The organism is Nonomuraea sp. NPDC050733 (genome assembly GCF_040654215.1).
In the GTDB taxonomy this organism is placed as follows: domain Bacteria; phylum Actinomycetota; class Actinomycetes; order Streptosporangiales; family Streptosporangiaceae; genus Nonomuraea.
Genome location: NZ_JBFAHO010000003.1, coordinates 370,453 through 395,605, shown reverse-complemented (window position 1 = coordinate 395,605; position 25,153 = coordinate 370,453). Strand labels below are relative to the sequence as shown.

26 protein-coding genes are annotated in these 25,153 nt (G+C 72.5%); 18 read left to right on the top strand and 8 right to left on the bottom strand.

Features of this window, described 5'->3' with window-relative positions; genetic code table 11:
• Positions 1-9 precede the first annotated feature (9 nt).
• The 5 genes from AB0H64_RS08630 to AB0H64_RS08610 form a co-directional block, all read right to left on the bottom strand.
• Complete coding sequence (locus AB0H64_RS08630) at positions 10-474, bottom strand: nuclear transport factor 2 family protein (protein WP_357621704.1); 465 nt, start codon at positions 472-474, stop codon at positions 10-12.
• 52 nt (positions 475-526) lie between these two features.
• Positions 527-883, bottom strand: coding sequence for a VOC family protein (locus tag AB0H64_RS08625; protein ID WP_357621700.1), 357 nt, complete (start codon positions 881-883; stop codon positions 527-529).
• A 21-nt stretch (positions 884-904) separates the two neighbouring features.
• Positions 905-1,633 carry a TMEM175 family protein gene (locus AB0H64_RS08620; protein WP_357621697.1) on the bottom strand — a complete coding sequence of 243 codons (729 nt, stop codon included), beginning with the start codon at positions 1,631-1,633 and terminating at the stop codon, positions 905-907.
• A gap of 52 nt (positions 1,634-1,685) precedes the next feature.
• A complete protein-coding gene (locus AB0H64_RS08615) occupies positions 1,686-2,735 on the bottom strand; it encodes an ion channel (RefSeq protein WP_357621695.1) in 1,050 nt (349 codons plus the stop codon).
• Between the two features lie 115 nt (positions 2,736-2,850).
• Positions 2,851-3,429: a helix-turn-helix domain-containing protein gene (locus tag AB0H64_RS08610; RefSeq protein ID WP_357621692.1), complete on the bottom strand. Its 579-nt coding sequence runs from the start codon at positions 3,427-3,429 to the stop codon at positions 2,851-2,853.
• An 80-nt stretch (positions 3,430-3,509) separates the two neighbouring features.
• Here AB0H64_RS08610 and AB0H64_RS08605 point away from each other — a divergent pair, with 80 nt between their 5' ends.
• Complete coding sequence (locus AB0H64_RS08605; protein WP_357621689.1) at positions 3,510-4,952, top strand: prolyl oligopeptidase family serine peptidase; 1,443 nt, start codon at positions 3,510-3,512, stop codon at positions 4,950-4,952.
• Positions 4,953-4,969: 17 nt separating this feature from the next.
• Here the strand turns inward: AB0H64_RS08605 and AB0H64_RS08600 are convergent, their stop codons facing one another.
• Positions 4,970-5,962 (bottom strand): hypothetical protein, encoded by a 993-nt coding sequence (locus tag AB0H64_RS08600; protein ID WP_357621686.1) that lies wholly within the window; start codon positions 5,960-5,962, stop codon positions 4,970-4,972.
• A 116-nt stretch (positions 5,963-6,078) separates the two neighbouring features.
• On the opposite strand from AB0H64_RS08600, the gene AB0H64_RS08595 reads away from it, so the two are divergent.
• The 6 genes from AB0H64_RS08595 (at position 6,079) to AB0H64_RS08570 (ending at position 9,406) form a co-directional block, all read left to right on the top strand.
• The gene (locus AB0H64_RS08595; protein ID WP_357621684.1) at positions 6,079-6,435 is read left to right on the top strand and encodes an MmcQ/YjbR family DNA-binding protein; all 357 of its coding nucleotides are present in this window, start codon (positions 6,079-6,081) and stop codon (positions 6,433-6,435) included.
• Between the two features lie 10 nt (positions 6,436-6,445).
• Positions 6,446-6,937 carry a GNAT family protein gene (locus AB0H64_RS08590; protein ID WP_357621681.1) on the top strand — a complete coding sequence of 164 codons (492 nt, stop codon included), beginning with the start codon at positions 6,446-6,448 and terminating at the stop codon, positions 6,935-6,937.
• Between the two features lie 67 nt (positions 6,938-7,004).
• Entirely contained in the window at positions 7,005-7,382 is a 378-nt protein-coding gene (locus AB0H64_RS08585) for a hypothetical protein (RefSeq protein ID WP_357621678.1), read from the top strand.
• A 53-nt stretch (positions 7,383-7,435) separates the two neighbouring features.
• The gene (locus AB0H64_RS08580; RefSeq protein WP_357621676.1) at positions 7,436-8,353 is read left to right on the top strand and encodes an EamA family transporter; all 918 of its coding nucleotides are present in this window, start codon (positions 7,436-7,438) and stop codon (positions 8,351-8,353) included.
• Entirely contained in the window at positions 8,350-9,000 is a 651-nt protein-coding gene (locus AB0H64_RS08575) for a GntR family transcriptional regulator (protein ID WP_357621673.1), read from the top strand. Before AB0H64_RS08580 ends, AB0H64_RS08575 begins: the two co-directional genes overlap by 4 nt.
• A gap of 55 nt (positions 9,001-9,055) precedes the next feature.
• Complete coding sequence (locus tag AB0H64_RS08570; protein ID WP_357621670.1) at positions 9,056-9,406, top strand: hypothetical protein; 351 nt, start codon at positions 9,056-9,058, stop codon at positions 9,404-9,406.
• On the opposite strand, the gene AB0H64_RS08565 is transcribed toward AB0H64_RS08570, so the two are convergent.
• Complete coding sequence (locus tag AB0H64_RS08565) at positions 9,403-12,945, bottom strand: protein kinase (RefSeq protein WP_357621668.1); 3,543 nt, start codon at positions 12,943-12,945, stop codon at positions 9,403-9,405. The two genes, AB0H64_RS08570 and AB0H64_RS08565, sit on opposite strands and share 4 nt — an antisense overlap.
• A gap of 311 nt (positions 12,946-13,256) precedes the next feature.
• Between AB0H64_RS08565 and AB0H64_RS08560 the strand changes: the two genes are divergently transcribed.
• From AB0H64_RS08560 to rfbD, 4 genes are all read left to right on the top strand, one after another.
• Positions 13,257-14,711: a sugar transferase gene (locus AB0H64_RS08560; RefSeq protein WP_357621666.1), complete on the top strand. Its 1,455-nt coding sequence runs from the start codon at positions 13,257-13,259 to the stop codon at positions 14,709-14,711.
• A 2-nt stretch (positions 14,712-14,713) separates the two neighbouring features.
• Positions 14,714-15,781: a glucose-1-phosphate thymidylyltransferase gene (locus AB0H64_RS08555; RefSeq protein ID WP_357621663.1), complete on the top strand. Its 1,068-nt coding sequence runs from the start codon at positions 14,714-14,716 to the stop codon at positions 15,779-15,781.
• A 66-nt stretch (positions 15,782-15,847) separates the two neighbouring features.
• Positions 15,848-16,792: a dTDP-glucose 4,6-dehydratase gene (rfbB, locus tag AB0H64_RS08550; RefSeq protein WP_357621661.1), complete on the top strand. Its 945-nt coding sequence runs from the start codon at positions 15,848-15,850 to the stop codon at positions 16,790-16,792.
• Positions 16,789-17,673: a dTDP-4-dehydrorhamnose reductase gene (gene rfbD / locus AB0H64_RS08545; protein ID WP_357621659.1), complete on the top strand. Its 885-nt coding sequence runs from the start codon at positions 16,789-16,791 to the stop codon at positions 17,671-17,673. The genes rfbB and rfbD overlap by 4 nt, the downstream gene beginning before the upstream one ends.
• On the opposite strand, the gene rfbC is transcribed toward rfbD, so the two are convergent.
• A complete protein-coding gene (rfbC, locus tag AB0H64_RS08540) occupies positions 17,655-18,233 on the bottom strand; it encodes a dTDP-4-dehydrorhamnose 3,5-epimerase (RefSeq protein WP_357621656.1) in 579 nt (192 codons plus the stop codon). The genes rfbD and rfbC overlap by 19 nt on opposite strands.
• 59 nt (positions 18,234-18,292) lie before the next feature.
• Here rfbC and AB0H64_RS08535 point away from each other — a divergent pair, with 59 nt between their 5' ends.
• From AB0H64_RS08535 to AB0H64_RS08505, 7 genes are read left to right on the top strand one after another with little or no spacing between them, the layout of a single operon-like run.
• Entirely contained in the window at positions 18,293-19,201 is a 909-nt protein-coding gene (locus AB0H64_RS08535; RefSeq protein WP_357621654.1) for a hypothetical protein, read from the top strand.
• A gap of 1 nt (position 19,202) precedes the next feature.
• Entirely contained in the window at positions 19,203-20,417 is a 1,215-nt protein-coding gene (locus AB0H64_RS08530; protein ID WP_357621651.1) for a class I SAM-dependent methyltransferase, read from the top strand.
• Positions 20,414-21,190, top strand: coding sequence for a glucose-1-phosphate cytidylyltransferase (locus tag AB0H64_RS08525; RefSeq protein ID WP_357621648.1), 777 nt, complete (start codon positions 20,414-20,416; stop codon positions 21,188-21,190). The genes AB0H64_RS08530 and AB0H64_RS08525 overlap by 4 nt, the downstream gene beginning before the upstream one ends.
• A gap of 13 nt (positions 21,191-21,203) precedes the next feature.
• Positions 21,204-21,854, top strand: a complete 651-nt coding sequence (locus AB0H64_RS08520) for a PIG-L deacetylase family protein (RefSeq protein ID WP_357621646.1) — start codon at positions 21,204-21,206, stop codon at positions 21,852-21,854.
• A 2-nt stretch (positions 21,855-21,856) separates the two neighbouring features.
• Positions 21,857-22,876: an SDR family oxidoreductase gene (locus tag AB0H64_RS08515; RefSeq protein ID WP_357621643.1), complete on the top strand. Its 1,020-nt coding sequence runs from the start codon at positions 21,857-21,859 to the stop codon at positions 22,874-22,876.
• The gene (locus AB0H64_RS08510) at positions 22,873-24,168 is read left to right on the top strand and encodes a DUF4910 domain-containing protein (RefSeq protein WP_357621641.1); all 1,296 of its coding nucleotides are present in this window, start codon (positions 22,873-22,875) and stop codon (positions 24,166-24,168) included. Before AB0H64_RS08515 ends, AB0H64_RS08510 begins: the two co-directional genes overlap by 4 nt.
• Positions 24,165-25,130 carry a hypothetical protein gene (locus AB0H64_RS08505; protein WP_357621638.1) on the top strand — a complete coding sequence of 322 codons (966 nt, stop codon included), beginning with the start codon at positions 24,165-24,167 and terminating at the stop codon, positions 25,128-25,130. The genes AB0H64_RS08510 and AB0H64_RS08505 overlap by 4 nt, the downstream gene beginning before the upstream one ends.
• Positions 25,131-25,153: the final 23 nt, after the last annotated feature.

The window sequence follows — 25,153 nt, the reverse complement described above, 5'->3', positions numbered from 1 at the left end:
GGCCCTCGGTTAGACCCGCGAGGCGGGAGTGCAGGCCCGGGTGATGGCCGACGGGTCCCAGTAGAAGGGGCGGCATTCGAGCATGCGCCCGTCCCGTACCCGGATGAGCTGCAGGATCTCCGTCTCCACGTCCTGGCCCGTGGCCCGGGCACGGAACCGCACCCGGTTGCGCACCACGACCGTGTCCCCGTCGCCCCAGTGCTCCTGCTCCAGGAACTCCATCGACTCCCAGACGTCGCTGAAGGCCGCCAGGAAGCGCTCCATGCCGTCATGGCCGCGCCACGTCCCCGTCCCCGTGAAGGGCAGGCCTGGCGCCTGGTGCAGGACGACCTCGGGGTCCAGGTGGGCGGCGACCTCGTCGTAGCGGGCCCTGCCGTACCCGCCGGCCGCCACGTAGGCGGTCTCCGCGGCGTAGAAGCGCTCCATCACCGCCCAGGCGTCGTCGCTGGTCACATCGTCAGCCGAAAGCGTCATGGGCGCCATCCTCACAGGGGCGCGGGCTCCCGGCTGGCGGGATTCGGACGCGTCATGGGCCGAGGGGCTCCAGGAACTCCAGGCGGTTGCCGTGCGGGTCCTCGCTGTAGAAGCGCCGCATGCCGGGGAAGTCGTCGTCGAACGTGACCGGGTACCCGGCCCGGCGCAGGCGGGCGGCCCACTCGTCCAGGCCGGACACGAGCAGGCCGGGGTGGGCCTTGCGGGCCGGGCGGAAGTCGGTCTCGACGCCGAGGTGCAGCTCGATGCCGTGGCCCCGGAACCAGCAGCCGCCACGTGCCGCCAGGACCGGGGGCTTGGGGAGCTCGGTCAGGCCGAGGACGCCCTGGTAGAAGTCGCGCAGCGCCTGCTCGCTTCCGGGCGGGCAGGCGAGCTGGACGTGGTGGATCATGTCGCTCCCTTCGGGGGAGTGTCAGGCCGTACCGGCCGGCTCCGGGATGAGGCGGCGGCCGACGCGGACGGCGGCCACCGCCACCACCGGCGTCAGCAGCCAGAGCAGCGGCACGTTGTCCATCACCCACGTCAGAGCCGCCGTGAGCAGCCAGAACCCGCCGACCGCCCACAGGGAGACCGCGAAGACCCGGAGCCGACGTATGTCCGTGCCGGGCTTGATGGGGCCGCGCAGGGCCGAGGTGATCAAACCGGCCTGGCACAGCAGCAGGACCGCCTCGGAGCCGGCGAAGAGGGTGACGGACAGCGGGTTGGCGGAGTTGTCGCCGACGAGCGCGGTCGGGTACGGCAGCAGGGCCACGAAGATCAGCATCGGCAGGTGGAGGAGCATCATGCCGCGCGACAGGTACGTGATCCGGTCGAACAGCCGGTGGTGCTGCCGCCAGGCCGTCCACAACATCATGAACGCGATGACGAACGCCAGGAACGTCCCGGAATGCTCGGTGAGGTACCGCCAGAGCTCGGCGGCCATGGCCAGCCGGTCCCCGTGCGGCTCCGCCGCCTCGCCCTCGGGGCGCGGGAGCTCGATGGCGAGCAGCGTCATGGCGATGGCGAAGACCGCGTCGGTGAACATCCCCACGCGCTCGTGCGTCAGGCCCGCCTGCGGAGCGGCCTCCTGAGAGTCCGGGCCGCCGTGCGGGCTCGGAACGCCGTGCACGGTGTGCGTGCCGGATGGGTCGTCGATGGCCACGTATCCTCCGCCGGGGGGTTACCTGAAAAGGTGCAGATCGGGCCGATCATACTCATCTCTCCGTACGCGTTCCCTCCGCGTGCAGGGCGGTGGCGAGTTCCTCCGCGGTGAGGCGGTGAGAGCCCACGTAGTACAGCACGGAGCCGGCCGGCAGCTCGGTCTGCCAGTCGGGGTTCACCAGCAGCTCGTCACCGGTCCGGGCGGCGAGCAGGGTGGCGCCGCACCGGCGGCCGAGCGAGATCTGGCAGAGGTCCACCAGCACCGGCCCGAAGGACTCGGGCAGCCGCACGGAGTACGTCTCGGCGTCGCCGTGTGTCATGAGCTGCGTGTAGACCTCGCTGATGCCCGGGTCGCGCAGCTCCTCGGTGATCATGTACGGGCTGTGCCACTGGACGCAGCGCAGCGTCTCCCGGACGTACCGGAGCTGCCGGACCCGCCCGATGTCCCGCAGCGCGACGACGAGGTGCGCCCCATGGGCGACGTGGTCGGCGGTGATCGCGATCGCCAGCGCCTCGTTGTCGTCGCGCGCGTCCACGAGCACGCTGTACGCCCGGTCGACGCCGGCCCGGCGCAGCACGCCGTCGTCGGTGAGGTCGCCGCGCACGAACGTCACCTCGCGGTCCGGCATCGGGTGCGTCGGGACGTCGTCCCACGTGCACAGCACGATGCGGCTCGAACCGTCGGCCGTCAGCTCGTCCACCATCTGCTCGGTACGGCCGGGGGTGTAGCCGAGCAGCACGATGTGGCCGGACATGTCCACGGTGACGGCACCTCGCATCCTTCGTCCCTTGGCCCGTTCCAGCGCCGCCGCGAACCTGGTGAAGACGGTCGTCAGGGTCGCGATGCCGCCGGCGATGACGTACACGCCGACCGCGTGGCCGCCGGCCGTCTCCGGGTACAGGTCGCCGTAGCCCACGGTCGAGGCGGTGACGACGAAGTACCACCAGTAGTTGGCCGGCGCCACGATCTCGCTGCCCGCCGGCTCCGCGAGCGCCATCAGCGGCCAGCTCGTCAGGAACACCGCCGCGAAGACGAGCACCGGCGTCCACCAGGGCCCGAGCATGCCGAGCCGGGCCAGCAGGCGGGCCAGGAAGAGGGGCACGCTTGTCCTCCCGCCTGACGCCGCCTGTACTGCGGTCACCATAACTGGACAAACACCACAAAGCAGCCCCCAGCCTCGGTGGCATCACTGGCTCCTGCACGCGGCGCAGTGGGATCTACTCGGGGTCGTCGGCGGGGAAGGCGTAGAGGCGGAGGTACATGGGGCGGGCGCCGGGTGGGGCGTCGGTCCGGGGATGGCTGTGCTCGAGCAGGAGCCGCATGTACGCCTCGAAGAACGCCTCGAACTCCTCGTCCGTCATCCAGCCCAGCCCCCGTGACGACTTCACGCGCTCCGGGTCGCGCTCGTACAGGTGGGGGAGACCTTTCAGGAGGCGCAGGTCCTCCTCCAGGCCGAGGCGGTGGAACTCGGCCAGGATCGGGCGGTCCTCCGGCGCCAGCCGGTCGGGCGTGGGCAGGCGCATGTCGCGCGGCGCCGGGGCCTTGCGCCACCAGCGCTCCCTGCCGGTCGAGCGCTCCGGGATCTCCTCGATGAAGCCGTACTTCTCCAGCTGACGCAGGTGGTAGCTGGTCGTGCCGGTCTTGGCGCCGAGCAGCTCGCCGAGCGTGGTGGAGGTGGCCGGGCCGTGGACGCCGAGGTGGCGCAGCATGAGGCGGCGCATGGGGTGGGCCAGGGCTTTGAGCCGGGCCGGGTCGTCGAGGAGGAAGGACTCGGGGGTCGCGGCCTCATCCGTCATGAGGACGAGTCTAGTCCTGCAGAGGGATTTCTGCCGAGAACTGTTTGCCGAGAACTCTCTGCAAAGTACTGTCGGCAGACATGAGAAGAGTTCTGGTGGCCGGCCTGGTCGCCCTCCTGTGGTGTCTGCTGACCGCCGCTCCGGGCGCGTCGGCGGCTGCCGTACGTGACGACGAGCCCACACCGGCCGTGCCCGGGGACCTGAAGGCGGTGGAGGTGAGCTTCCGCGGCGACGGGGGGCTGGTCATGCACGGCACCGTCCTGTCGCCCGCCAAGGGCGGCGATGGCCGGCCGGGAATCGTGCTGGTTCACGGAGCCGGTACGGGGACGCCGCGGACCAAGCTCATGGGCGAGGCCGTCGAGTTCGCCCGCAGGGGGCTGTCGGTGCTGGTCTACGACAAGCGGTCCGTGGGTTACTCGCTGTTCGAGCGCTCGTACGCGCAGCTCGCCCGGGACGCGCTGGGGGGCGTTGCGGAGCTGCGCCGGCAGCCGGGCGTCGATCCGGCGAAGGTGGGTGTCTGGGGGCTCAGCGAGGGCGGCTGGGTGGCGCCGATGGCCGCCGCCCGCTCCAGGGACGTCGCGTTCGTCGTGGTCGTCGGCGGCAACAGCCAGCAGCCGCTGGTCCAGCAGGCGTGGGCGGTGCACGCGGGCATGAGGGCCGCCGGGATGTCGGGACGGCTGGTGGACGGCACGGAGCCCGATCTGTACCGGGTGCTGGCCGACGGCGACCTGTTCCCCGAGCCGTACTACGACCCGGCCGCGACCATCGCCGCGGTGCGTCAGCCGGTGCTCGCCGTCTGGGGCGTCCACGACCTGCTGACCCCGGCCCGGGAGAGCGCGCGGGGCTTCGCCGAGGCGCTGCGGCGCGGCGGCAACGACCACTTCACGGTCCGGTACTTCGCCGGCGCCGACCACGCCGCCCACCTGACCCCCGACCGCGGTGTCACCCGGCTGCCCGAGCTGGCCCCCGGCTACGCGGACCTGGTCGGTTCCTGGGTGGCCGACGCGACCTCCGGCCGGGCGCCCGCCACGAGCTCGTCGGGTCCGGAGCCGGTGCAGGCCGTGCCGACCGTGCCGGTCCCGCCGGTGGACTGGTGGGAGTCGGCCGACGTGCAGCTCGCGGCGCTGGTGGTGATGCTGGTGGCGTTCGCCGGGTATCCGGTGGTGGCGCTGGTCCGGCGGGTCCGGGGACGAACCGGCACGCCGGTGGGCGCGGCGCCGCGGGTGCTCGGCGCGGGCGGGCTGACCGTGGTGCTCGGGTCGTTCGGGTACCTGATGTACGCGGTGATGACGGGGGCCAAGCTGGCGAGCCCGGGGCCGCTCCTGGCGGGCCGGCCGGTGGTGTGGCTGGCGCTCCAGGCGCTGGCGGTGGCCTGTGTGGTGGCCGCCGCCGTCACCGGGCTGGCGTGGTGGCGACGGCGCGGGGCCGTCGCGGGAGGCGAGCGGGTCCGGCTGGCGGTGCTGCTGGCCGGTGGCCTGGTGCTGGTTCCGTGGGGGCTGTACTGGGGGCTGCTGCTGCCGTGACGCGCGGGCCGCGCACGTCATCGGGTGGCGGCGACCGGTGTGCGGGCCGGCGCGCGGCGCGACGCGGTGAAGAGGACCCCGGCGGCGGCCAGCGCCACCGCCCCGAGCAGGGTCGCGGCAGCGGTCAGCGTCGTCGCGTCCGGGCTGGTCAGCGGCTGGCCGCGCTGCGCCTGCCAGACCAGCAGCCAGGTGAGCCCGCCGTACCCGATGGCCGCCACGACGACCAGCGCCGTCCGGACGGTGACGTCGCGCAGGACGGTCACCCGGCGGGCGAGCAGGCGCAGGCCCACCGCGACCAGCGGCAGCGCCTGGAGGGCGTGCAGGCCGACGAAGTGGCCCACCCGCAGGTCGCCGGCCTCCGTCTCCCAGCCGGTCAGGGGCATCCCGGCGCCCGCGTCGGGCCCGCCCACGCTGTGCGCGCCGATCGTGGCCAGCTTGAGGCCGGCGTCCAGGGCCTGGGCCTGCTCCGGGGTCGGGGCGGTCATGAGGTAGCCGACGGACATGCCGGCCAGGGACACGGCGATCCCGAGCGGCACCGCCCAGGCCATCGGCCGGTCCAGGGTCCGCTTCTGCAGCAGCAGGAACACGCCCATGGCGAACGTCATCAGCCAGCCCAGGTACGCCGCCCCGCCCATGACGGCGAAGACGGTCGAGTCGAGACCGGTCTCGAAGTTGAAGTGGCTGCGCACCCCGCGCCCCGCCTGGAACGTGATGGCCGAGATCTCCGGCAGCACGAACCCGGCGGCGGCCACCGTGCCGAGCCACCACAGGGTCCGCCGCCACCGCCGGGCCTGGCCGATCATCCAGGACAGCGTCCCGGCGTACAGGGCGAACGACAGCGCGAACTTGAACGGCTTGAGCCAGACCGGCTCGCCCAGCACGGTCCGCCCGTCGACGGCCAGTCCGGCGGCGGCGGCCAGCGCGAGGACGGCCATGGCGGCGGCACAGAGGGCGAGCGGGAGGTGGACGCCGGGCGTCCCGCCCGGACGGCGGGTGAAGGGGTTCGTCATGCCCTCTACCCTGCCGACCTGGGGAAACGCGGACCAGAGAGTGGATCACCTGTCCGATGTGATCTCGTCATGAACCGGACACCCGTTCTGTCGGTGGCGGCTGGTACACAGGGGCCATGGGTGTGAGCGTCGAAGAGTTCCTCAAGCTGGTGGAGGGTCTGCCCGAGGTCCGCGTGGACCGCATGGCCACCTGGGTCAGCCTCAAGGTCCGGGGCAAGGGCTTCGGCTACCTGTGGGAGGAGACCGAGACCGTGGGCGTCAAGGCGACCGTCGAGGAGCAGATCGCGCTGGTGACCGAGCGGCCCGAGGTGTTCGAGCCGCAGTTCACCGCGGGGCGGTTCGGGTGGGTGGTGATCCGGCTGGACCGGATCGACTACGACGAGCTGTTCGAGCTGGTCGCCGAGGCGTGGTGCCTGACCGCACCCAAGCAGCTCGTGACGGCCTTCGAGGACGCCCACCAGATCGGGCGATAATCTGGCATAGATGCTGATAACGAACATCCGGCTGCGCGAGTGGCGCGAGGACGACGCGCCCGCCGTGCTGGCCGCCTTCCAGGATCCCGACCTGTCCCGGCAGGCGCCCTGGCCGGTCGTGACGGTGCGGGACGCGCTCGGGTGGATCGCGGCGTGGGACGGGGTGGGGCACGCGTTCGCGGTGACGCTCGACGGGCGCGTCGTCGGCAACGTGGCCGTCGCCCGCATCGACGACCACGCCAACGGCTGGGTCTCCTACTGGACGGTGCGCGAGGCGCGCGGCCGGGGCGTCGCGTCGGCGGCGGTGGAGGAGCTGGCGCGGTGGGCGTTCCGGGAGCGGGGGCTCTTCCGGCTGGAGCTGGGGCACCGCGTCGACAACCCCGCCTCGTGCCGGGTGGCGACCAAGGCCGGCTTCCTCGCCGAGGGGATCGAGCGGGGCAAGCTCCGGTACGACGGGGTCCGCTACGACGTCGAGCGCCACGCGCGCCTGGCCACCGACTGAGACAGCCGGGACAGATGCGGCGGAAGGCGGCTGGCGGGTGGTCCTGAGGGTGATCTACCCTCGTGGGGTGGACAGCGAGAGCCTGGCGGCGGCCGGTCTGCTGGCGGCCATGAGCCGGGCGGCGGTGAGCCTCGCCGAGTTACGTCACCCCTTCGTCCGCAGCGAGCCCTTCTCCTACTTCTTCCCGCCCGCCGGCGCCCGAGCGGGCACCGCGTTCACGCTGCCCGACGGCCGCGAGGTGAGCTTCACGGTCTCCATCGCCGCCGACGACGGGGCGTTCCGGGTGGACGGCGCCGCCTCGGTCGAGGACGAGGCGCTGCTCACCCTGTCGCCCCGTACGGCGGAGAGCATCGGCGACGGCGTCGCCGTCCTGGACGACTACGCGGCCGAGCTGGTCTCCTGCGCCGCCCGTCTCATCGACCGGCTCCTGGACGAGCTCGTGTGACTCCCGGCTGATCCGACTGGACGAGATTGTCTGATTGTCAGACAATGGCTCGTATGAAGAACGGACCTCTGGCGGTCGTGGGCGCCTCCGTGCTCTGGGGCACGGCCGGCACCGCGGGCCTGCTCGTCTCCGCCGACTCGGTCGCCCTGGCCGCGGCCCGCCTGGTCATCGGCGGCGCCGCCCTCGCACTCTTCGCGGGCAAGGGCGTGCGGCGGGCCGTGCGCCCCGGCACGCTGCTCGCCGCCGCCGCGGTGGCCGCGTACCAGCTCTGCTTCTTCGCGGCGGTCGGCCGCACGGGCGTGGCCGTCGGCACGGTGGTGGCGATCGGCAGCGGGCCGGTGTTCACCGGGCTGCTGTCGTGGGCGCTGCACCGCGAACGGCCGAGCGGGCGCTGGGCCGTGGCCACGGCGGCGGCGATCGCCGGGTGCGCCGCACTGATCGTCGGCGGCGGCGCGGAAGCCGGCGGGCACGGCGGCCAGATGGTGTCCGGGGTGCTGATCGCGCTGCTGGGCGGCCTGCTCTACGCCTTCTACGCCGTCACCGCGGCCCGCGCCATCTCCGGGGGCGCGCCGTCCGGTGCGGTGATGGGCGTGCTCTTCGGCGGCGCGGCTGTGATCATGCTGCCGGTGCTGCTCTGGCGCGGCGCGGAGTGGCTCGCCGAGCCGCGCGCCCTGCTCGCCGCCCTCTACCTGGGACTCGCCTCCACCGGGCTGTCCTACTTCCTGTACGGCAGGGGCCTGCGCACCACGCCGGTGGCCACGGCCGCCACACTGGCCCTGGCCGAGCCCGCGGTCGCCGCCCTGCTCGGCCTCGTGGTGCTGCACGAGCGGCTGACCCCGGTGTCGGTGGCGGGACTCGCCCTGCTGGCGGTCAGCCTGGTCGTCGTGGCCCTTCCCGAGCGGTCGTCCGCGCCAGGACCGGCCGAGCCGGCCGTACCCGAGAGGGCCGGGGCGTTAGAGTCTCAGCCGTGACGTCGCCCCTCAGACCCGTCTCCGCCGTCGACGCCCTGGCCGGCGAGCTGCGCCGCCGGGTGCTGTCCGGTGAGATCACGCCGGGCACGCCGCTGCCCGAGCAGGAGATCGCCGCCGCCTACGGCGTGGCCAGGCCCACGGTCCGCGAGGCGCTGGCCGCGCTCGTCCACGAGGGCCTGCTGCGCCGCGAGCGCAACCGCAGCGCGTACGTCCCCGAGGTGACACTGGCGGACCTCGACGACCTCATGTACGTGCGCCGCCCGCTGGAGGACCTGATGGCCACGGCCGTGGCCGGGCGGCGGGTCCCGGAGGCCGACGCGGCGCTGGCCCGCATGGACACGCTGCCCGCCGCGGCGCCCTGGTCCGACACCGTGGCCGAGCACATGGCGCTGCACGAGGCGCTGATCGTGGCCGTGGGCAGCCCGCGCCTGGAGCGCCTGTACGGCGCGCTGGCCGCGGAGACCCGGCTCGGGCTGGTCCGGCTGCGCGAGGTCTACGAGGACCGCGAGGTGCTCGTGCGCGAGCACCGGGAGCTGCTGGACACGATCGCGGACGGCCCGGTGGAGGCGGCACGGGCCGCGGTGGCCGCCCATCTCGGGCACGCGTGGGGCGGCGATCCCGCCGGACGAGGAGCTTCCCGAAGCTGAGGCGAGGGGCGCGAGCCCTTGCGGTACGCCCCTCCGACTCGCGAGAATCGCGGCCATGCACGGCAACGCGATGCCGGACTCCTACGTGTACGTCACGGAAGAGGGTGTGACCCGTCACTACGCCGACGGAAGCGTCGAAGCCCTCGCCTGGGAGGACGTCGTCGAGGTCCGCGTCGCCGCCGAGACGGACGCCGAGGTCCTGTACATCCTGCTCGGCCGCGACGGCGAGGGCTGCGTGGTGCCGAGGTCGGCCACCGACGCGACCTTCCTCGCCCGCCTGCGTTACCTGCCGGACTTCGACCTGGAGCGGCTCCAGCACGCCGGCGAGTCGGCGCGGGACGGGGCCGTGGTCGTCTGGCGCAGCCCCGACCCGCCGTCTGTGCTGCCGGACCTGGAATACGACTAGTCGTCCCCGCACACGGAGACGGGATCGACGTCGGGAAGGTTGGCCGTCCACTCCTGCTCGGTCAGGGTGCGTCCGAAGCGGGCGCACAGGGCCTCGGCCACGGCCGGGGACGCGACGGGATACTCGTGCCGCAGGTCGACCTGGTCGAAGGTGATCAGGCGGGTGCCGTCGGAGGTGAAGGACACCCGCTGGACGTTGCCGCGGTCGTCGTCCAGAACCGCGCCGACGTACTGCCCGCGCGCCAGGTCGTAGAGGCGGACCTTGCCGTCGCCGCCCACGAGGGCGGCCAGGTCCTCCTTCGGTGACACGGCGAGCGGCGCCGTCGGGCTGCCGGAGGTGCCGCTGATGACCGTCCGGGGCGAGCCCTCGCGGTTCCAGACCGCGATGCGGCCACGGTTGTCCGCGGTGACGAGCTCCCCGGACCGGGTGAACGCGCCGTACACCAGGCTGGTGGTGCGGCCGCCGGCCCGCAAGACCGGGCCGGCGGGCTTGCCGGTGGCGGTGTCCAGCAGACGGGGCTCCTGCGCCAGCACGGCCAGCCGGGTCCCGTCGGGGCTGAAGGCGACATCGGTCAGTCTGGTCAGCTTGGCCGACCACAGCGCGCGGCCCGCCTTCCAGTCCCACAACTGGAGCGTGGACTTCGTCGAGTCGTCCGAGAGGGAGAGCTGCACCGCGACCTTGCTGCCGTCGGGGCTGAAGCCCAGCAGGAACCCCTCGCCGACGTCGCTCAGGGTGAGCCGTTTGATCTCCTTCCGGGTGGCGGTGTCGTGAATCCGCAGGCGGGTCGTGTTCGCGACGTCGCCGGCCCCGGCCTCGGAGATCTCGAAGCTGCTCAGCGCGATCATCCTGCCGTCGGGGCTGAAGGCCGCGCCGGTGAGGTTGAACTGGCCGTCGATCCCGCCGCGCAGCAGCAGGTCCTGCCCCTTGGCGCTCCGGACGTAGGCGTTGTAGCCCCGTTCACCGCCGCGGTTCTCCACACTCAGCGTGCCGTCCGGGCTGATCGCCATCGTGGTGGCCTCGGGGTCGGCCGGGCCGGTGAGCGCCGAGATGCCGAGGGAGAAGACGCGGTCCTCGCTGAGGTAGCGGAGCACCTTCCCGCCGGGGTCGAATCTCGGCTGCGGCGACATCGCCTCGGCCGCCCACTCGGTGATGTCGGAGGCGGAGCCGACGGTGAGCGTGGTCAGGAGCGTTCCGTCGCCCCAGAGCTGGATCTGCTTCTCCGTCGCCGAGGCGAGCAGCCTGTCGTCGGCACTGAGGACCACGCGTCCCTGATTCCAGCTGGCGGGGCCGATGTCGATCACCGCGGTGGTCGTGAAGTTCTCCCGGTCCGCCAGATCGGTCGCACCGAGCCGCCAGCCCGGCAGCACCTCCAGCAGCCAGCCCTTCCTGGTGACCGCCAGGGGGTCGGGGCAGTACTTGCACGGCTCCTGCGCCGGTCTGGTGCCGGTGAGCTTCAGACTGGGCAGCGCGAATCTGCCGATCGTCTTGTCGTCGCGGTACCGCATGAAGATCGCCGACCCGTCGGGCGTCATCGCGCCGTTCCAGAAACCGGGGACCTTCGCGTTCCGGCCGGTCCGCAGGTCCCAGAACATGTCGCCGGAACCGTCCCGGCGCACCATGACGTAGCGGTCGACCGTGCCGAACCTGACGGCGGCCCGGTCGGACTCGTCACCGCCGATGGGCTTGGCGAACCGCCACGTGCCCTTGGCCTTGCCGGTCCGCACGTCCCAGGCGTACGCCCCCTTGCTCGTCAGGACCGTGAGCACCGCGCCGGACGGGCTCAGCGCCACGTCGATCGGCGTGCCCGTGACGTCCAGGCGCAGTCTCCCGACCTGAGTGCGGCGGACCACGTCCCACAGCCGGGCCTCGCCGCCGCTCACGCTGACCAGGGTCCTGCTGTCGGCGCTGAGCGTGCGGAGCGTGTCGGGGCCGGTCACCGGGTCCTGGAACATGGCGGTCTCGCGTTGGGCGAGGGAGTCGTTCATGGCCCTGCGGGTCTGCGGGGTCGGGTCGAGCCGCCAGGCCGCGACGCTGAGCAGGTCGCCGAGGCGCGGGTCGGTGGCGCGGATGGTCCCGGCGGCGGCCGCGATCCTGGCCGCCTCGGACTTGCGGAACCGTTCGTCGGCCACCCGGCTCTGCCACACCGCGACCCCCGTCGCGGCCAGCGAGACCACCAGCAGCACGGCCAGGGTCAGCGACACCATCCGGGTCCTGCGGGCCCTGCGGCGGCCCAGCGCGGCCCCCGCGTCCAGGAAGTCGCGCTCGAAGCGGACCAGCGTGATGTCCCGCCGGCCGGTGGCCGCCCACTGCAGCGCGTTCTCCAGCGAGCGCCCGGCGAGCAGGTCGCCGTCCCGCCGGCCGCCGTCGTCCCAGCGCCGGGCGGCGGACAGCAGGTCGCGGTGGACGGCGAGGCCGTCGCGGTTGGCCTCGATCCAGCCGCGCAGCCGGGGCCAGGCGTGAGGCAGGGCCGGCCGGGTCAGCCGCACCTCGTCGCCGTTGACCTCCAGGAGGTAGGCGAACACCCGCAGCACGCCACGCGCCTCCGGGAACTCGCTCAGGCGGGCCCGCCGCAGAGACAGCTCGCCGTCCTCGTCCACCGTGACCAGCCGCAGGAACACCTGCGCGGCCAGCTCGCGATCGGCGGGGCTGAGCAGGCCGTAGGCCTCCTCGGCGAGCGGACCGAGACCGGGGTCGTGCGCCTCCGTGGCGAGGTGCGACGCCCGGCCGCCCTCGGCGAGCAGCCGGGCCGTGTCGAGCCGCCCGTCGCCGCGGATCAGCGCGAGCAGCAGGGCGCGGGCCGTGGGTCGCTGCAGCGGGTCCTTGCGCAGCGCGGCGTGGACCAGCGGGCGGAGCTGCTCCGGCAGGCAGGTGAGGTCGGGCTCGACCGACATGACCTGGTGCATGACCGCGCCGAGCGTCTCGGCCTTGAACGGGTCCTTGCCGGTCGCGGCGAACAGTATGATCCCGCCCCACGCGAACACGTCCGCGGGAGCCCCCGCCCGCTCGCCCGTGAACACCTCGGGCGCCATGTAGGTGGGAGTCCCGGAGATCAGCCCCGTCGCGGTCAGCGACATCTCCAGCGTCCGCGCGAGCCCGAAGTCGATCACCCGGGGCCCGTCCGGGCCGAGCAGCACGTTGTCCGGCTTCATGTCGCGGTGGATCACGCCCGCGTCGTGGATCGCGGTCAGCGCCGTGGCGACGCCGGTCGCGAGCCGGTGCAGGTCGCCCGGGGTGAAGACCCTGCCCTCGCGGACGGCCGCGCCCAGGCTGGGCCCTTCCACGTACTCGCTGACCAGGTACGGCCGGGGCCCGGTGAGGTCGGCGTCGATCAGGCGTGCCGTGCAGAAGGAGGAGATCCGCTGGGCGGCGGTGGCCTCGCGCTGCAGGAGGCCCACGTCGGAGCCGTGCAGCATCTTGATGGCCACCCGGCGCCCGGCGCTGTCGTACGCCTCGTAGACCACGCCCTGGCCGCCCGCGCCGAGTCGCCCGGCCAGCCAGTAGTCCCCGATCCGCGGCGGATCACCCGCAACAAGAGTCACAGCAGCTTGGATGTGCAACATCGCCGCGAAGTTCGCGGATGTGTCGACCTCCGCCCAGACCGCCCACCTGTGTCTGGCCCGAAACTCCGCCGTAATTAACGTTTTAAGCCGCTGACCGCCGCAATTCACTCACGACGCATGAACACGTGCTGATCGCTGCGTCAACCCCTCGAACACTTCGACCGGCGTCCACTTGTGGACATATGTCGTTATTCCCCACTAAGGAATTGATCTTTACTCTTTAGTGGGGGTCGCCGCCCTTTGATCTGTTCAACGAGACATGTCATTCGGAAGCGTTCCAGGGTGGTGTTATGAGGGTGGGGGTTGAGGAGTCCGATGTCGCGCTCCTCGAGGCCGTTCCACACCACGCGTCGAGCATCTGGACGCGGGCGTACCTGCGGGTGCTGTGGGGGGGTGACGCCGCGTGCGCGCTGGTCGCGTGCGTCTGCGTGCTGGGTGTCAGGCTGCTGTACGGCGCGTTCGTCCCGGTCGTCGAGTACGCGCTCGGCGCCGGGCTGGTCGTGGTCTGGCCGGTCGTGCTGATGATGGGCGGCGCGTACCGCGAGCGCGCGCACGGCGAGGGAATGGAGGAGTTCAGGGCGGTATTCAATGCCGGCGCCACTTTGATGGCGTCCGTGGCCATCGGGGCCTACGCCACGCAAACGGCGGTCGCGCGGAGTTTCGTCATGGCGATGCTGCCGCTCGCGCTGCTGTCCACGCTTTACTTCCGCTACAGAATGCGCAAGCGGTTGCACCGTCGCCGCGCGGTCGGCGAATATCTGCGCCAGGTCGTCGCGGTCGGTCACCGTGAGGCGATTCTCGACCTGGTGATGCAGTTCAGGGGCCAGCCGTACCATGGCATGCGGGTCGTTGGAGCGTGCCTGCCGCCCGACCGCATGGACGACGACCTCGAAGGGATTCCCGTGCTGGGGTCCTTCGGCGAGGTGTCGGAGGCCGCGGCGCGGGTGCGGGCCGACGCGGTGGCGGTGCTGGCATGCCCCGAGATGGACGGCGTGGCGCTGCGCAGGCTGGCGTGGAGCCTGGAGGCCGAGCGCACCGACCTGTTCGTGGCGCCGGCGCTGATGGACGTGGCCGGGCCGCGCATCAGCATCAGGCCCGTGGCCGGGATGCCGCTGCTGCACGTGGAGCACCCCGAGTTCGACGGCGCCAAGCAGGTGGTCAAGAGCGTGTTCGACCGGTGCGTGGCGGGGCTGGCGCTGCTGCTCATGGCGGTGCCGCTGTGGGCCGTCGTGCTGCTGGTCCGGCTCACGAGCCCCGGTCCGGCGCTGTTCTACCAGACCCGCGTCGGCAGAGGCGGCCAAGAGTTCCAGGTCGTGAAATTTCGGACAATGGTGGTGAATGCGGAGCGACTCAAGGACACCCTCATCCAGGACAACGAGCTGGACGGCGTGCTGTTCAAGATGCGGAACGATCCAAGGATCACTCGTGTGGGCGCCTTCCTGCGCCGATACTCCATCGACGAGCTCCCGCAACTGGTCAACGTGGTCCGCGGCGAGATGTCCCTCGTCGGCCCGCGCCCGCCGCTGCCCGAGGAGGTCGCGCAGTACGGCGCGGACGTGCGCCGCCGCCTCGTCGTCAAGCCCGGCATGACCGGGCTCTGGCAGGTCAGCGGGCGTTCCGACCTGAGCTGGGAGGAATCCGTGCGTCTCGATCTGCGCTACGTGGAGAACTGGTCACTCGTCCTCGACCTGCAGATCCTGTGGAAGACGTGGTCCGTCGTCACCCGCGGAGAAGGGGCTTACTAGAGGTGAAAGCACTCGTGCTCGCCGGAGGGGCGGGCACCCGGCTCAGGCCCATCACCCACACCTCCGCCAAGCAGCTCGTCCCCGTCGCCAACAAGCCCGTGCTCTTCTACGGCCTGGAGGCGATCGCGGACACCGGCATCCGGGAGGTGGGCCTGGTCGTCGGCGACACCCAGGCGGAGATCGAGGCGGCCGTCGGCGACGGCTCGGCCTTCGGGCTGGAGGTGACCTACCTGCGCCAGGAGGCGCCGCTCGGCCTGGCCCACGGCGTGCTCGTCGCCCGTGACTACCTGGGCGACGACGACTTCGTCATGTACCTCGGCGACAACTTCATCGTCGGCGGCATCGACGGAATCGTGCGCCGGTTCGCCCGCGAGCGGCCCGCCGCCCAGATCATGCTCACCAAGGTCAGCGACCCGCGCCAGTTCGGCGTCGCCGAGCTGGACGAGCGGGGCCGCGTCGTCGGGCTGGAGGAGAAGCCGGCCCGGCCCAAGAGCGACCTCGCGCTGGTCGGCGTGTACCTGTTCACCCCGGCCGTCCACGAGGCGGTGGCGGAGCTCAAGCCGTCCTGGCGGGGCGAGCTGGAGATCACCGACGCGATCCAGTGGCTGATCGAGGCCGGCCTGCCCGTGGAGTCCTCGGTGATCTCCGGCTACTGGAAGGACACCGGCAACGTCGTGGACATGCTGGAGGTCAACCGCCTGGTCCTGGAGTCGCTGGAGCCCCGGGTGAGCGGCTCGGTGGACGAGGCCAGCGAGCTGATCGGCCGGGTCGTCGTCGAGGCGGGCGCCGTGGTGACGCGCTCCCGCGTCGTGGGCCCGGCCGTCATCGGGCCGGGCGCCCGCGTCGAGGACGGCTACGTCGGCCCGTTCACCTCCATCGGGGCGGACTGCGTGATCGCGCGCGCCGAGATCGAGTACTCGATCGTGCTGCCCCGCAGCTCCATCCGGGGCGTCAGCCGCATCGAGTCGTCGCTCATCGGCCACGACGTCGAGGTGACACCGGCGTCCGCCTCTCCCCGAGCCCACCGCCTCGTGCTGGGCGATCACAGCAAGGTGCAGATCAGCGAATGAGCATCAGCGAATGAGAATCGGCGAATGAGAATCGGCGAATGAGAATCGGCGAATGAGAATCGGCGAATGAGAATCCTCGTCACCGGCGGCGCCGGTTTCATCGGCTCGCACTTCGTCCGCTCGCACGGCCAGGACGACGTGACCGTGCTGGACAAGCTCACCTACGCGGGCCGCCGGGCCAACCTCGACGGCGTCCGGCACACGTTCGTCCACGGCGACGTGTGCGACGCGGGGCTGCTCGCCGAGGTGGTGCCGGGCCACGACCTGGTGGTGAACTTCGCCGCCGAGTCGCACGTGGACCGCTCGATCGAGGGCGCCGCCGAGTTCGTCCGCACGAACGTGCTCGGCACACAGACGCTCATGCAGGCGTGCCTGGACGCCGGAGTCCCCCGGGTCGTGCAGGTCTCGACCGACGAGGTGTACGGCACGATCGACAGCGGTTCCTGGGACGAGTCCGCGCTGCTCCAGCCGCGCTCCCCGTACGCGGCGTCCAAGGCGGGCGGCGACCTGATCGCCCGCGCGTACGCGGTCACCCATGGCCTGCACGTGTCGATCACCCGGTGCGGCAACAACTACGGCCCCCGGCAGTACCCCGAGAAGATCATCCCGCTGTTCGTCACGAACCTGCTGCGCGGCCGGAAGGTCCCGCTGTACGGCGACGGCCTGAACGTCCGCGACTGGATCCACGCCGACGACCACTGCGCCGGCATCGACGTCGTGGCCGCGAAGGGCGAGCCCGGCGAGGTCTACCACATCGCGGGCACCGCCGAGCTGACCAACCGGGAGCTGACCGGGCGCCTGCTGGAGGCGTGCGGCGCCGGCTGGGACCTGGTCGAGCACGTCGAGGACCGCAAGGGCCACGACCGCCGCTACTCCCTGGACGACACGCGGCTGCGGGCCCTCGGCTACCGCCCGCGCGTCCCGTTCGACCAGGGGCTCAAGGACACCGTCGCCTGGTACGCCGCCCACCGCGACTGGTGGGAGCCGATCCTGCGAGGGGAGAGCGCGTGAGGTGGCTGATCACGGGCGGCGGCATGCTGGCCGCCGACGTGCTGCGCGCCGTCGTGCAGTCGGGCGAGCCGGCGCTGCTGCTGGGCCGCTCCGAGCTGGACGTGACCGACCGGCGGGCGGTGCGGGACATGGTGGCGGCCTGCCGGCCCGGCGTGGTGGTCAACTGCGCGGGGTGGACCGCCGTGGACGACGCCGAGACGCACGAGGCCGAGGCGCTGGAGGTCAACGGCCACGCGGTGGCCACGCTAGCCGAGGCGTGCTCGGCGGCCGGGGCGCGGCTGGTGCACATCTCCACCGACTACGTCTTCGACGGCACGAGCCGCGAGCCGTACCGGGAGGACGCCCCGACGCGCCCCCTGAACGCCTACGGCCGCACGAAGCTCGCCGGGGAGCTGGCCGCGCTGGAGCACGGCCACCACGTCGTGCGCACCGCCTGGCTGTACGGCGCCGCGGGCCCCAACTTCGTGCGCACCATGACCCGGCTGGCCCGTGCGGGCACGGCCGCCGACGTGGTGGACGACCAGCACGGCCAGCCCACGTGGGCCGCCGACCTGGCCGCCTTCGTGCTGCGGCTGGTCCGGTCCGGCCTGCCGCCGGGCGTCTTCCACGGCACCAGCGCGGGCGAGACCACCTGGTGGGGCCTGGCCCGTGAGGTCTACGCCCTGTGCGGGGCCGATCCGGGCCTGGTGCGCCCGGTCCCGAGCAGCACGTACCCGCGGCCGGCGGCGCGGCCGGGCAACAGCGTGCTCGCCCACACCAGGTGCGCGCCGATCCGCCCGTGGCGCGAGGCGCTGCGCGCGGCGTGGCCCGCGCTGACCGGGGAGCTGCCGAGGCTCCCGGCCGGGATGGGGGAGGCGGGCCCTCAGTGCAGCGTGGCGTAGAACTTCGCGCACTCCTCGTAGCCGGGCAGCAGCCCCGCCGCGCGCGCCTCACCGAGCGTGGGCGCCGCCGCGTCCTTGTCCGACAGCACCGGCTCCACGCCCTCCGGCCAGGCGATCCCCAGCGCGGGGTCGAACGGGTGGACGCCGTGCTCGCCGCCCGGGTTGTACGGCTGCGAGCAGAGGTAGACGACCGTGGCCCGCTCGCTCAACGCCATGAACGCGTGGCCGAGCCCCTCGGCGATGAGGACGGCCCGGCGCGACTCGTCGTCCATCCGCACCGCGTCCCAGCGGCCGAACCCGGGCGAGCCGACCCGAAGGTCCACCACCACGTCCAGCACGGCGCCCGCCACGCACATCACGTACTTGGCCTGGCCCGGCGGCACGGCCGCGAAGTGCACGCCACGGACCACGCCCCGGTGCGAGACCGAGCAGTTGACCTGCGCCGGCTCCATGGGGTGCGGCAGCCCTGCCGTACGGAAGGCCTCGAAGAACGAGCCGCGGAGGTCGGCGTGGACACGTGGCGTGTGCAGCCACGCCCCTTCGACCGAGAGGGGATCCATGATCGCAGGATGCCACGGTCCGGACTCCGCACCTATACCACGAGAAAGGGATCTTCCACATGACGGCCGTCCTCTCCAACAGCACGGTGACCGACGACCGGCGGCGCGACATGCTGTTCCGGGGTGACCTGTTCGTCCACTCCGCCTCGCCGGCGGCCACGGAGCTGGTGCGCTTCGCCCAGGAGCTGGTCGCCGACGCGTTCGGCGCGCGCGACCCGGAGACCGCGCAGCACGACATGCCCGTGGAGGACTTCGCCCGGCTGCTGGCCGAGCTGAAGCCGCGCTTCATCCACCATCCGAGGTGCAAGGAGCTGGTGCCGGCGCTCATCGAGGAGCGCGGCTGCGATCCGTCGCTGACCTATTTCGACGTGCCCCGCTTACGCACCTCCACCTCGCACGACTACCTGGTCTCGGGCATCTCGTACGCCTTCCACCCGCACCGCGACTGCTGGTACTCGGCCCCCTTCAACCAGGTCAACTGGTGGATGCCGGTCTTCGGGGTGGTGCCGGAGAACGTGATGGCCTTCCATCCCCGCTACTTCGACACGCCCGTGCGCAACGGCAGCGCCGGCTACGACTACGCGGAGTGGAACCGGACGAGCAGGCGGACCGCCGCCCGGCACGTCCACGGCGACACCCGGGCGCAGCCGAGGCCGGAGGAGGAGATCGACCTCGACCCGCAGGTCCGGGTCGTGCCCGAGCCGGGCGGGGTGCTGATGTTCTCGGGGGCGCACCTGCACTCGACGGTGCCCAACACCTCAGGCCGGACCCGCTTCAGCATCGACTTCCGGACCGTGCACCTCGCCGACGTGCGCGAGCGCAGGGGCGCGCCCAACGTCGACGCCCGCTGCACGGGCACCACGCTGCGCGACTTCGTCCGGTGCCGCGACCTCGCGCCGATGCCCGAGGAGCTCGCGGCGGCCTACGAGGCCGAGGCCGAGGCCCTGGCGCCGGCCGGGGTGCGCTGACGTGGCCGCCGCCTGCCGGCTGTGCGGCTCCACCGGCCTGGCCGGGGTGGTGGACCTCGGCGCGACGCCGCCGTGCGAGTCGTTCCTCCCCGCCGACCGGCTCGACGAGCCCGAGACGACCTACCCGCTGCACCTGCGCGTCTGCACGGAGTGCTGGCTGGCCCAGCTCCCGCCGCTCATCACCCCCGAGCAGACGTTCACCGAGTACGCCTACTTCTCCTCGTACTCGACGTCGTGGGTGGAGCACGCGCGGCGCTTCGTCGAGGAGCAGGACCTCTCGCCCGGCGCGTTCGTGGTGGAGGTGGCCAGCAACGACGGCTACCTGCTCCGGCACGTGGTGGAGCGCGGCGTGCGCTGCCTCGGCATCGAGCCGTCGGCCAACGTCGGCCAGGCCGCCCGGGACCGCGGCGTGCCCACGCTCACCGCGTTCCTCACCCCGGAGACCGCCCGCCTCGTCCGCGAGGAGCACGGGCCGGCCGACCTGGTCGTCGCCAACAACGTGTACGCCCACATCCCCGACGTCATCGGCTTCACCCGGGGCCTGCGCGCCCTGGTGGCCGACCACGGGCGGGTCTCGATCGAGGTGCAGCACCTGCTGACGCTCATGGAGCTCAACCAGTGGGACACGATCTACCACGAGCACTTCCAGTACTACACGGTCGCCTCGGCCCGCAGGGCGCTGGCGAGCGGCGGCCTGACGCTGGTGGACGTGGAGCTGCTGCCCACGCACGGCGGCTCGATCCGGCTGTGGGCGGTGCCGGACCCGACGGCCTCGCCGTCCTACCGGGTGGCGGACGTGCTCGCCATGGAGAAGGCCGCGGGGCTGCACGAGCTGTCCGGCTACCACGACTTCGCGGCGCGGGTGGCGAAGGTCCGGCGCGACCTGCTGCGCTTCCTGGTCGACGCGGCGGACGCGGGCCGCACGGTCGTCGGCTACGGCGCCCCGGGCAAGGGCAACACGCTGCTCAACCACTGCGGCATCCGCCCCGACCTGCTGCCGTACACCGTGGACCGCAACCCGTACAAGCACGGCCGGTTCACGCCCGGCTCGCGCATCCCCGTGCTGCCGCCGGAGCGGATCGCCGCCGACCGTCCGGACTACGTGCTGGTGCTGCCGTGGAACCTGCGTGACGAGCTGGTCGAGCAGCTCTCCTACGTCCGCGAGTGGGGCGGCCGGCTGGTCTTCCCGATCCCCGAGCTGGAGGTGGTGTCGTGAAGGTCGTCCTGTTCTGCGGCGGGCGGGGCACCCGGATGCGCAGCGAGATGCCGGGCGGGGACCTGCCCAAGCCCATGCAGTTCGTCGGGCCGCGCCCCCTGGTCTGGCATGTGATGCGCTACTACGCGCACTTCGGGCACAACGACTTCGTCCTCTGCCTCGGCTACGGGGCGCAGCACATCAAGGACTTCTTCCTCGGCTACCGCGAGACGGTCTCGAACGACTTCGTGCTCCGCGACGGGCGCGTGGAGCTGCTGTCCAGCGACATCTCCGGCTGGTCGATCTCCCTGGTGGACACCGGCGTGGACTCGCCCATCGGGGAGCGCCTGCGCCGGGTGCGCGACCACCTCGACGGTGAGGAGATGTTCCTGGCCAACTACGCCGACGTGCTGACCGACGCGCCGCTGACCGACATGATCCGCCGCTTCACGGCCACCGACGCGGGCGCGTCCATGATGGTGGTGCCGCCCACCAACACCTTCCACGTGGTGGACGTCAGCGAGGCGAACGTCGTCGGCGGCATCACCCCGGTCAGCGCGATGCCGCTCTGGGTCAACGGCGGCTTCTTCGTGCTGCGCCAGGAGATCTTCGACCACCTCCCGGAGAACGGCGACCTGGTGGCCGACGGCTGCGCCGAGCTGGCCAAGCGCGGCCGGCTGCTCGCCTACCGGCACCGCGGCTACTGGCGGCCCAGCGACACCGTCAACCAGCGGCTGGAGCTGGACCGCTCCTGGGAGCGCGGCGACCGGCCGTGGGCGCTGTGGGAGGCATGAAGGGGTGGGAAGCATGAGGGGACTCCGGCCGGACGCGCTGACCCGGGTCGTCGCGCTGGGCGCGCACTGCGACGACATCCCCATCGGCGCCGGCGGCACCCTGCTGACGCTCTGCTCGGGGCGGCCCGGCGTGCGGGTGGACGCGCTCGTGCTGTCGGGCGGCGGCACCGGGCGGGAGGACGAGGAGCGGGCCGCGCTGGCCGCCTTCTGCCCCGGCGCGGACCTGGCCGTCACGGTGCTGAAGCTGCCCGACGGGCGGCTGCCGTCCCACTGGGAGCAGGCCAAGGACGCGCTGGAGGACCTGCGCGCGGAGACCAGCCCCGACCTCGTCCTCGCCCCCTGGCACGGCGACGCGCACCAGGACCACCGCGGCCTGGCCGAGCTGGTCCCCACCGTCTTCCGCGACCACCTCACGCTCGGCTACGAGATCGTCAAGTGGGACGGCGACCTCGGCCGCCCCTCGGTCTACCAGCCGCTGGACCCCGGGACGGCCGAGGCCAAGGCGGACCTGCTGGAGCGCCACTACCCGTCGCAGCAAGGGCGGTCCTGGTACGACCGGGAGGCGTTCCTGGGGCTGGCCCGCGTCCGCGGCGTCGAGTGCGGCGCCCGCTACGCCGAGGCTTTCCACACCCGCAAGCTCACCATCGACCTGGCTGGAGACTGAACGTGCGGATCCTTCTGACCGGGCACCAGGGCTACCTGGGCACCGTGATGGCCCCCGTGCTGAGAGAGGCGGGCCATCAGGTGGTCGGCCTCGACTCGGGGCTGTTCGCCGACTGCGTGCTCGGGCCCGTGCCCGACGACCCACCCGCCCACGCGGCGGACCTGCGGGACGTGACCCCTGACGTGCTCGACGGCGTGGACGCCGTCGTCCACCTGGCGGCGCTGTCGAACGACCCGCTCGGGTCGCTGGCGCCCGAGCTGACCCACGCCATCAACCACCACGCCTCCGTACGGCTGGCCCGCCTGGCCAGGGACGCCGGGGCGAGCCGCTTCCTGTACGCCTCCACCTGCTCGGTCTACGGCGCCTCCGGCGGCGACGGCCTGGTGGACGAGGACGCGCCGCTGCGGCCCGTCACGCCGTACGCGGAGTCGAAGGTGCGCGTGGAGGACGACCTGGCGGAGCTGGCCGACGCCGGTTTCTCGCCGGTGTTCCTGCGCAACGCCACCGCGTTCGGCTTCTCGCCCCGGCTGCGCGCCGACATCGTGCTGAACAACCTGGTGGGGCACGCCCACCTGACCGGCGAGGTACGGGTGCTGTCCGACGGGACCCCGTGGCGTCCGCTGGTCCACGCCCGGGACATCGCCGAGGCGTTCCTGCGCGCGCTCACCGCGCCCCGCGAGGCCGTCCACGCCCGAGCCTTCAACGTGGGCACGGAGCGCAACAACGTGACGGTCGCCGAGATCGCCGCCGAGGTCGCCGAGGCCGTGCCCGGCTCCACGCTGGTCATCACCGGCGAGACGGGGAGCGACCCGCGCTCGTACCGGGTGGACTTCTCCCGCGTGCGGCGGGCGCTGCCCGGCTACGAGGCCCGCTGGACGGTCAAGGAGGGCGCGGCCGAGCTGGTGGACGCCTACCGCGCGTACGGGCTGACCAGGCACGACTTCGAGCGCCGCTTCACACGCCTGGCCAGGCTGTCGGACCGCCGCGCCGCCGGCGAGATCACCGCCGAGCTGAGGCCGTGACCCCGCGGGCTCCGCGGGCCATGACGCCCGAGGAGATGCACGCCCTGGTCGAGCGGCTGTACCCGATCTGCCGGAGCATCACCGGCGAAGGGGTCCGCCGCACCCTCGACGTGATCGGCGAGCGGCTGCCGCTCACCGTGACCGAGGTGCCGACGGGCACACAGGTGCTCGACTGGACCGTGCCGAAGGAATGGAACATCCGCGACGCCTACGTCAAGGACCCCTCGGGCCGGCGGGTCATCGACTTCCGCGCCTCGAACCTGCACGTGGTCGGCTACAGCGTGCCCGTCTCCGGCGTGTTCACGCTGGAGGAACTGCGCCCGCGCCTGCACACGCTGCCGGAGCAGCCGTCCCTGGTGCCCTACCGGACCGGCTACTACGCCGAGACGTGGGGGTTCTGCCTCAGCCAGGACGTCCTGGACGGGCTCGGCGAGGGGCCGTACGAGGTGCTGGTCGACTCCACGCTCGCCGACGGGTCGCTGACCATCGCCGAGCACGTGCTGCCCGGCGAGCTGCCGGACGAGGTCGTCGTCTCCTGCCACGTGTGCCACCCGTCGCTGGCCAACGACAACCTCGCCGGGATCGCGGTGGCCACGGCCCTGGCGACCCGGCTGGCCGCGATGCCGGGGCGGCGGTACACGTACCGGTTCCTGTTCATGCCGGGCACCATCGGCGCGATCACCTGGCTGGCGTTCAACCGGGACCGCGTCGGACTCGTCCGGCACGGGCTCACCCTGGCCTGCGCGGGCGACCGGGGGCCGCTCACCTACAAGCGCAGCAGGCGCGGCGACGCCGGCATCGACCGGGCCGTCACGCACGTGCTCAGGGACCGGCCGCACACGGTGCTCGACTTCTCGCCGTACGGCTACGACGAGCGGCAGTTCTGCTCGCCCGGCTTCGACCTGCCGTTCGGCGGCCTCACCAGGACCCCGTACGCGGGCTACCCGGAGTACCACACCTCGGCCGACGACCCCGGGTTCGTCACGCCGGAGGCCATGGCCGACACCCTGGACGCGCTGTGGCGGGTCGTCGGGGTGCTGGAGGGGGAGCGCACCTACCTCAACCTCAGCCCGTACGGCGAGCCGCAGCTGGGGCGGCGCGGCCTCTACGGATCTCTCGGCGGGAGAAGTGACACAAAACAGGCTCAGATGGCGATGTTATGGGTGTTGAACCTGTCCGACGGGGACCACAGCCTGCTTGACGTCGCCGAACGCTCGGGGCTGCCCTTCGAGGCGGTCGAGGACGCCGCGCGGGCGCTGGCCGCCGCCGGACTGGTGAAGGAGATCGCTTGAACCTCAGGGTCGGAGACGTGGTGGAGGTACGCGGCGAAGCCGAGATCCTCGCCACGCTGGACGAGCGCGGCGAGCTCGACGGGCTGCCGTTCATGCCGGAGATGCTGGCGTTCTGCGGCCGCCGGATGACCGTCCACAAGGTCGCGCACAAGCTGTGCGACACGCAGACCCGCAGCGGGCTGCGCCGGATGGAGCGCGCGGTGCACCTGACCGGGGCGCGCTGCGACGGCTCGGCGCACGGCGGCTGCCAGACGGCCTGCTCCCTGTACTGGAAGGAGGCCTGGCTGAAGCCGGTCGGGGGCGGCGGCGAGGCGTCCCCGGCCGCGCGGGAGGGGCGGCTCCTTCCGCTGCTGGAGGTCAACACCCGCAAGCCGGCCACGGAGGAGGGCGAGGAGCGGTATTCGTGCCAGGCCACCGAGCTGCTGCGCGCCGCCCCCGTCTGCCTGCCGGTACGCAGCGTCGGCCAGTACGTCACCGACGTGCGCTCGGGCAACGCCGGGCCGGTCCGCACGGTCCACGCGCTGCTCATCGGGATCTTCAACCGGCTCCAGGCGGCCAGCAAGCGGGTCCTGCCGAGCCGGCTGTGGTTCCGCGAGGGCCGGCGGTGGGGGTTCCTGCGGCCGGGACTGCGCGGCCGGACGCCCACCGGCTCGCTCGACCTGAGGCCCGGCGAGCTGGTCCGGGTCAAGCCGCAGGCGGAGATCCTGGCCACGCTCAACGAGGACATGCTCAACCGCGGCCTCGGCTTCGAGGAGGAGATGGCGCGCTACTGCGGCAGGGTGGTCCGCGTCCAGGCCCGCGTCGAGCGGTGCATCGACGAGCGCTCCGGCCGCATGCTCACGATGAAGTCCCCCTGCATCACGTTGGAGAGCGTGGTGTGCCAGGGGGTGCACAGCCTCAACTGCCCGCGCGAGTTCGTGCCGTTCTGGCGCGAGATCTGGCTCGAACGCGTCACCCCCTAGCAGGCACGGCCGGGAAAGGCACG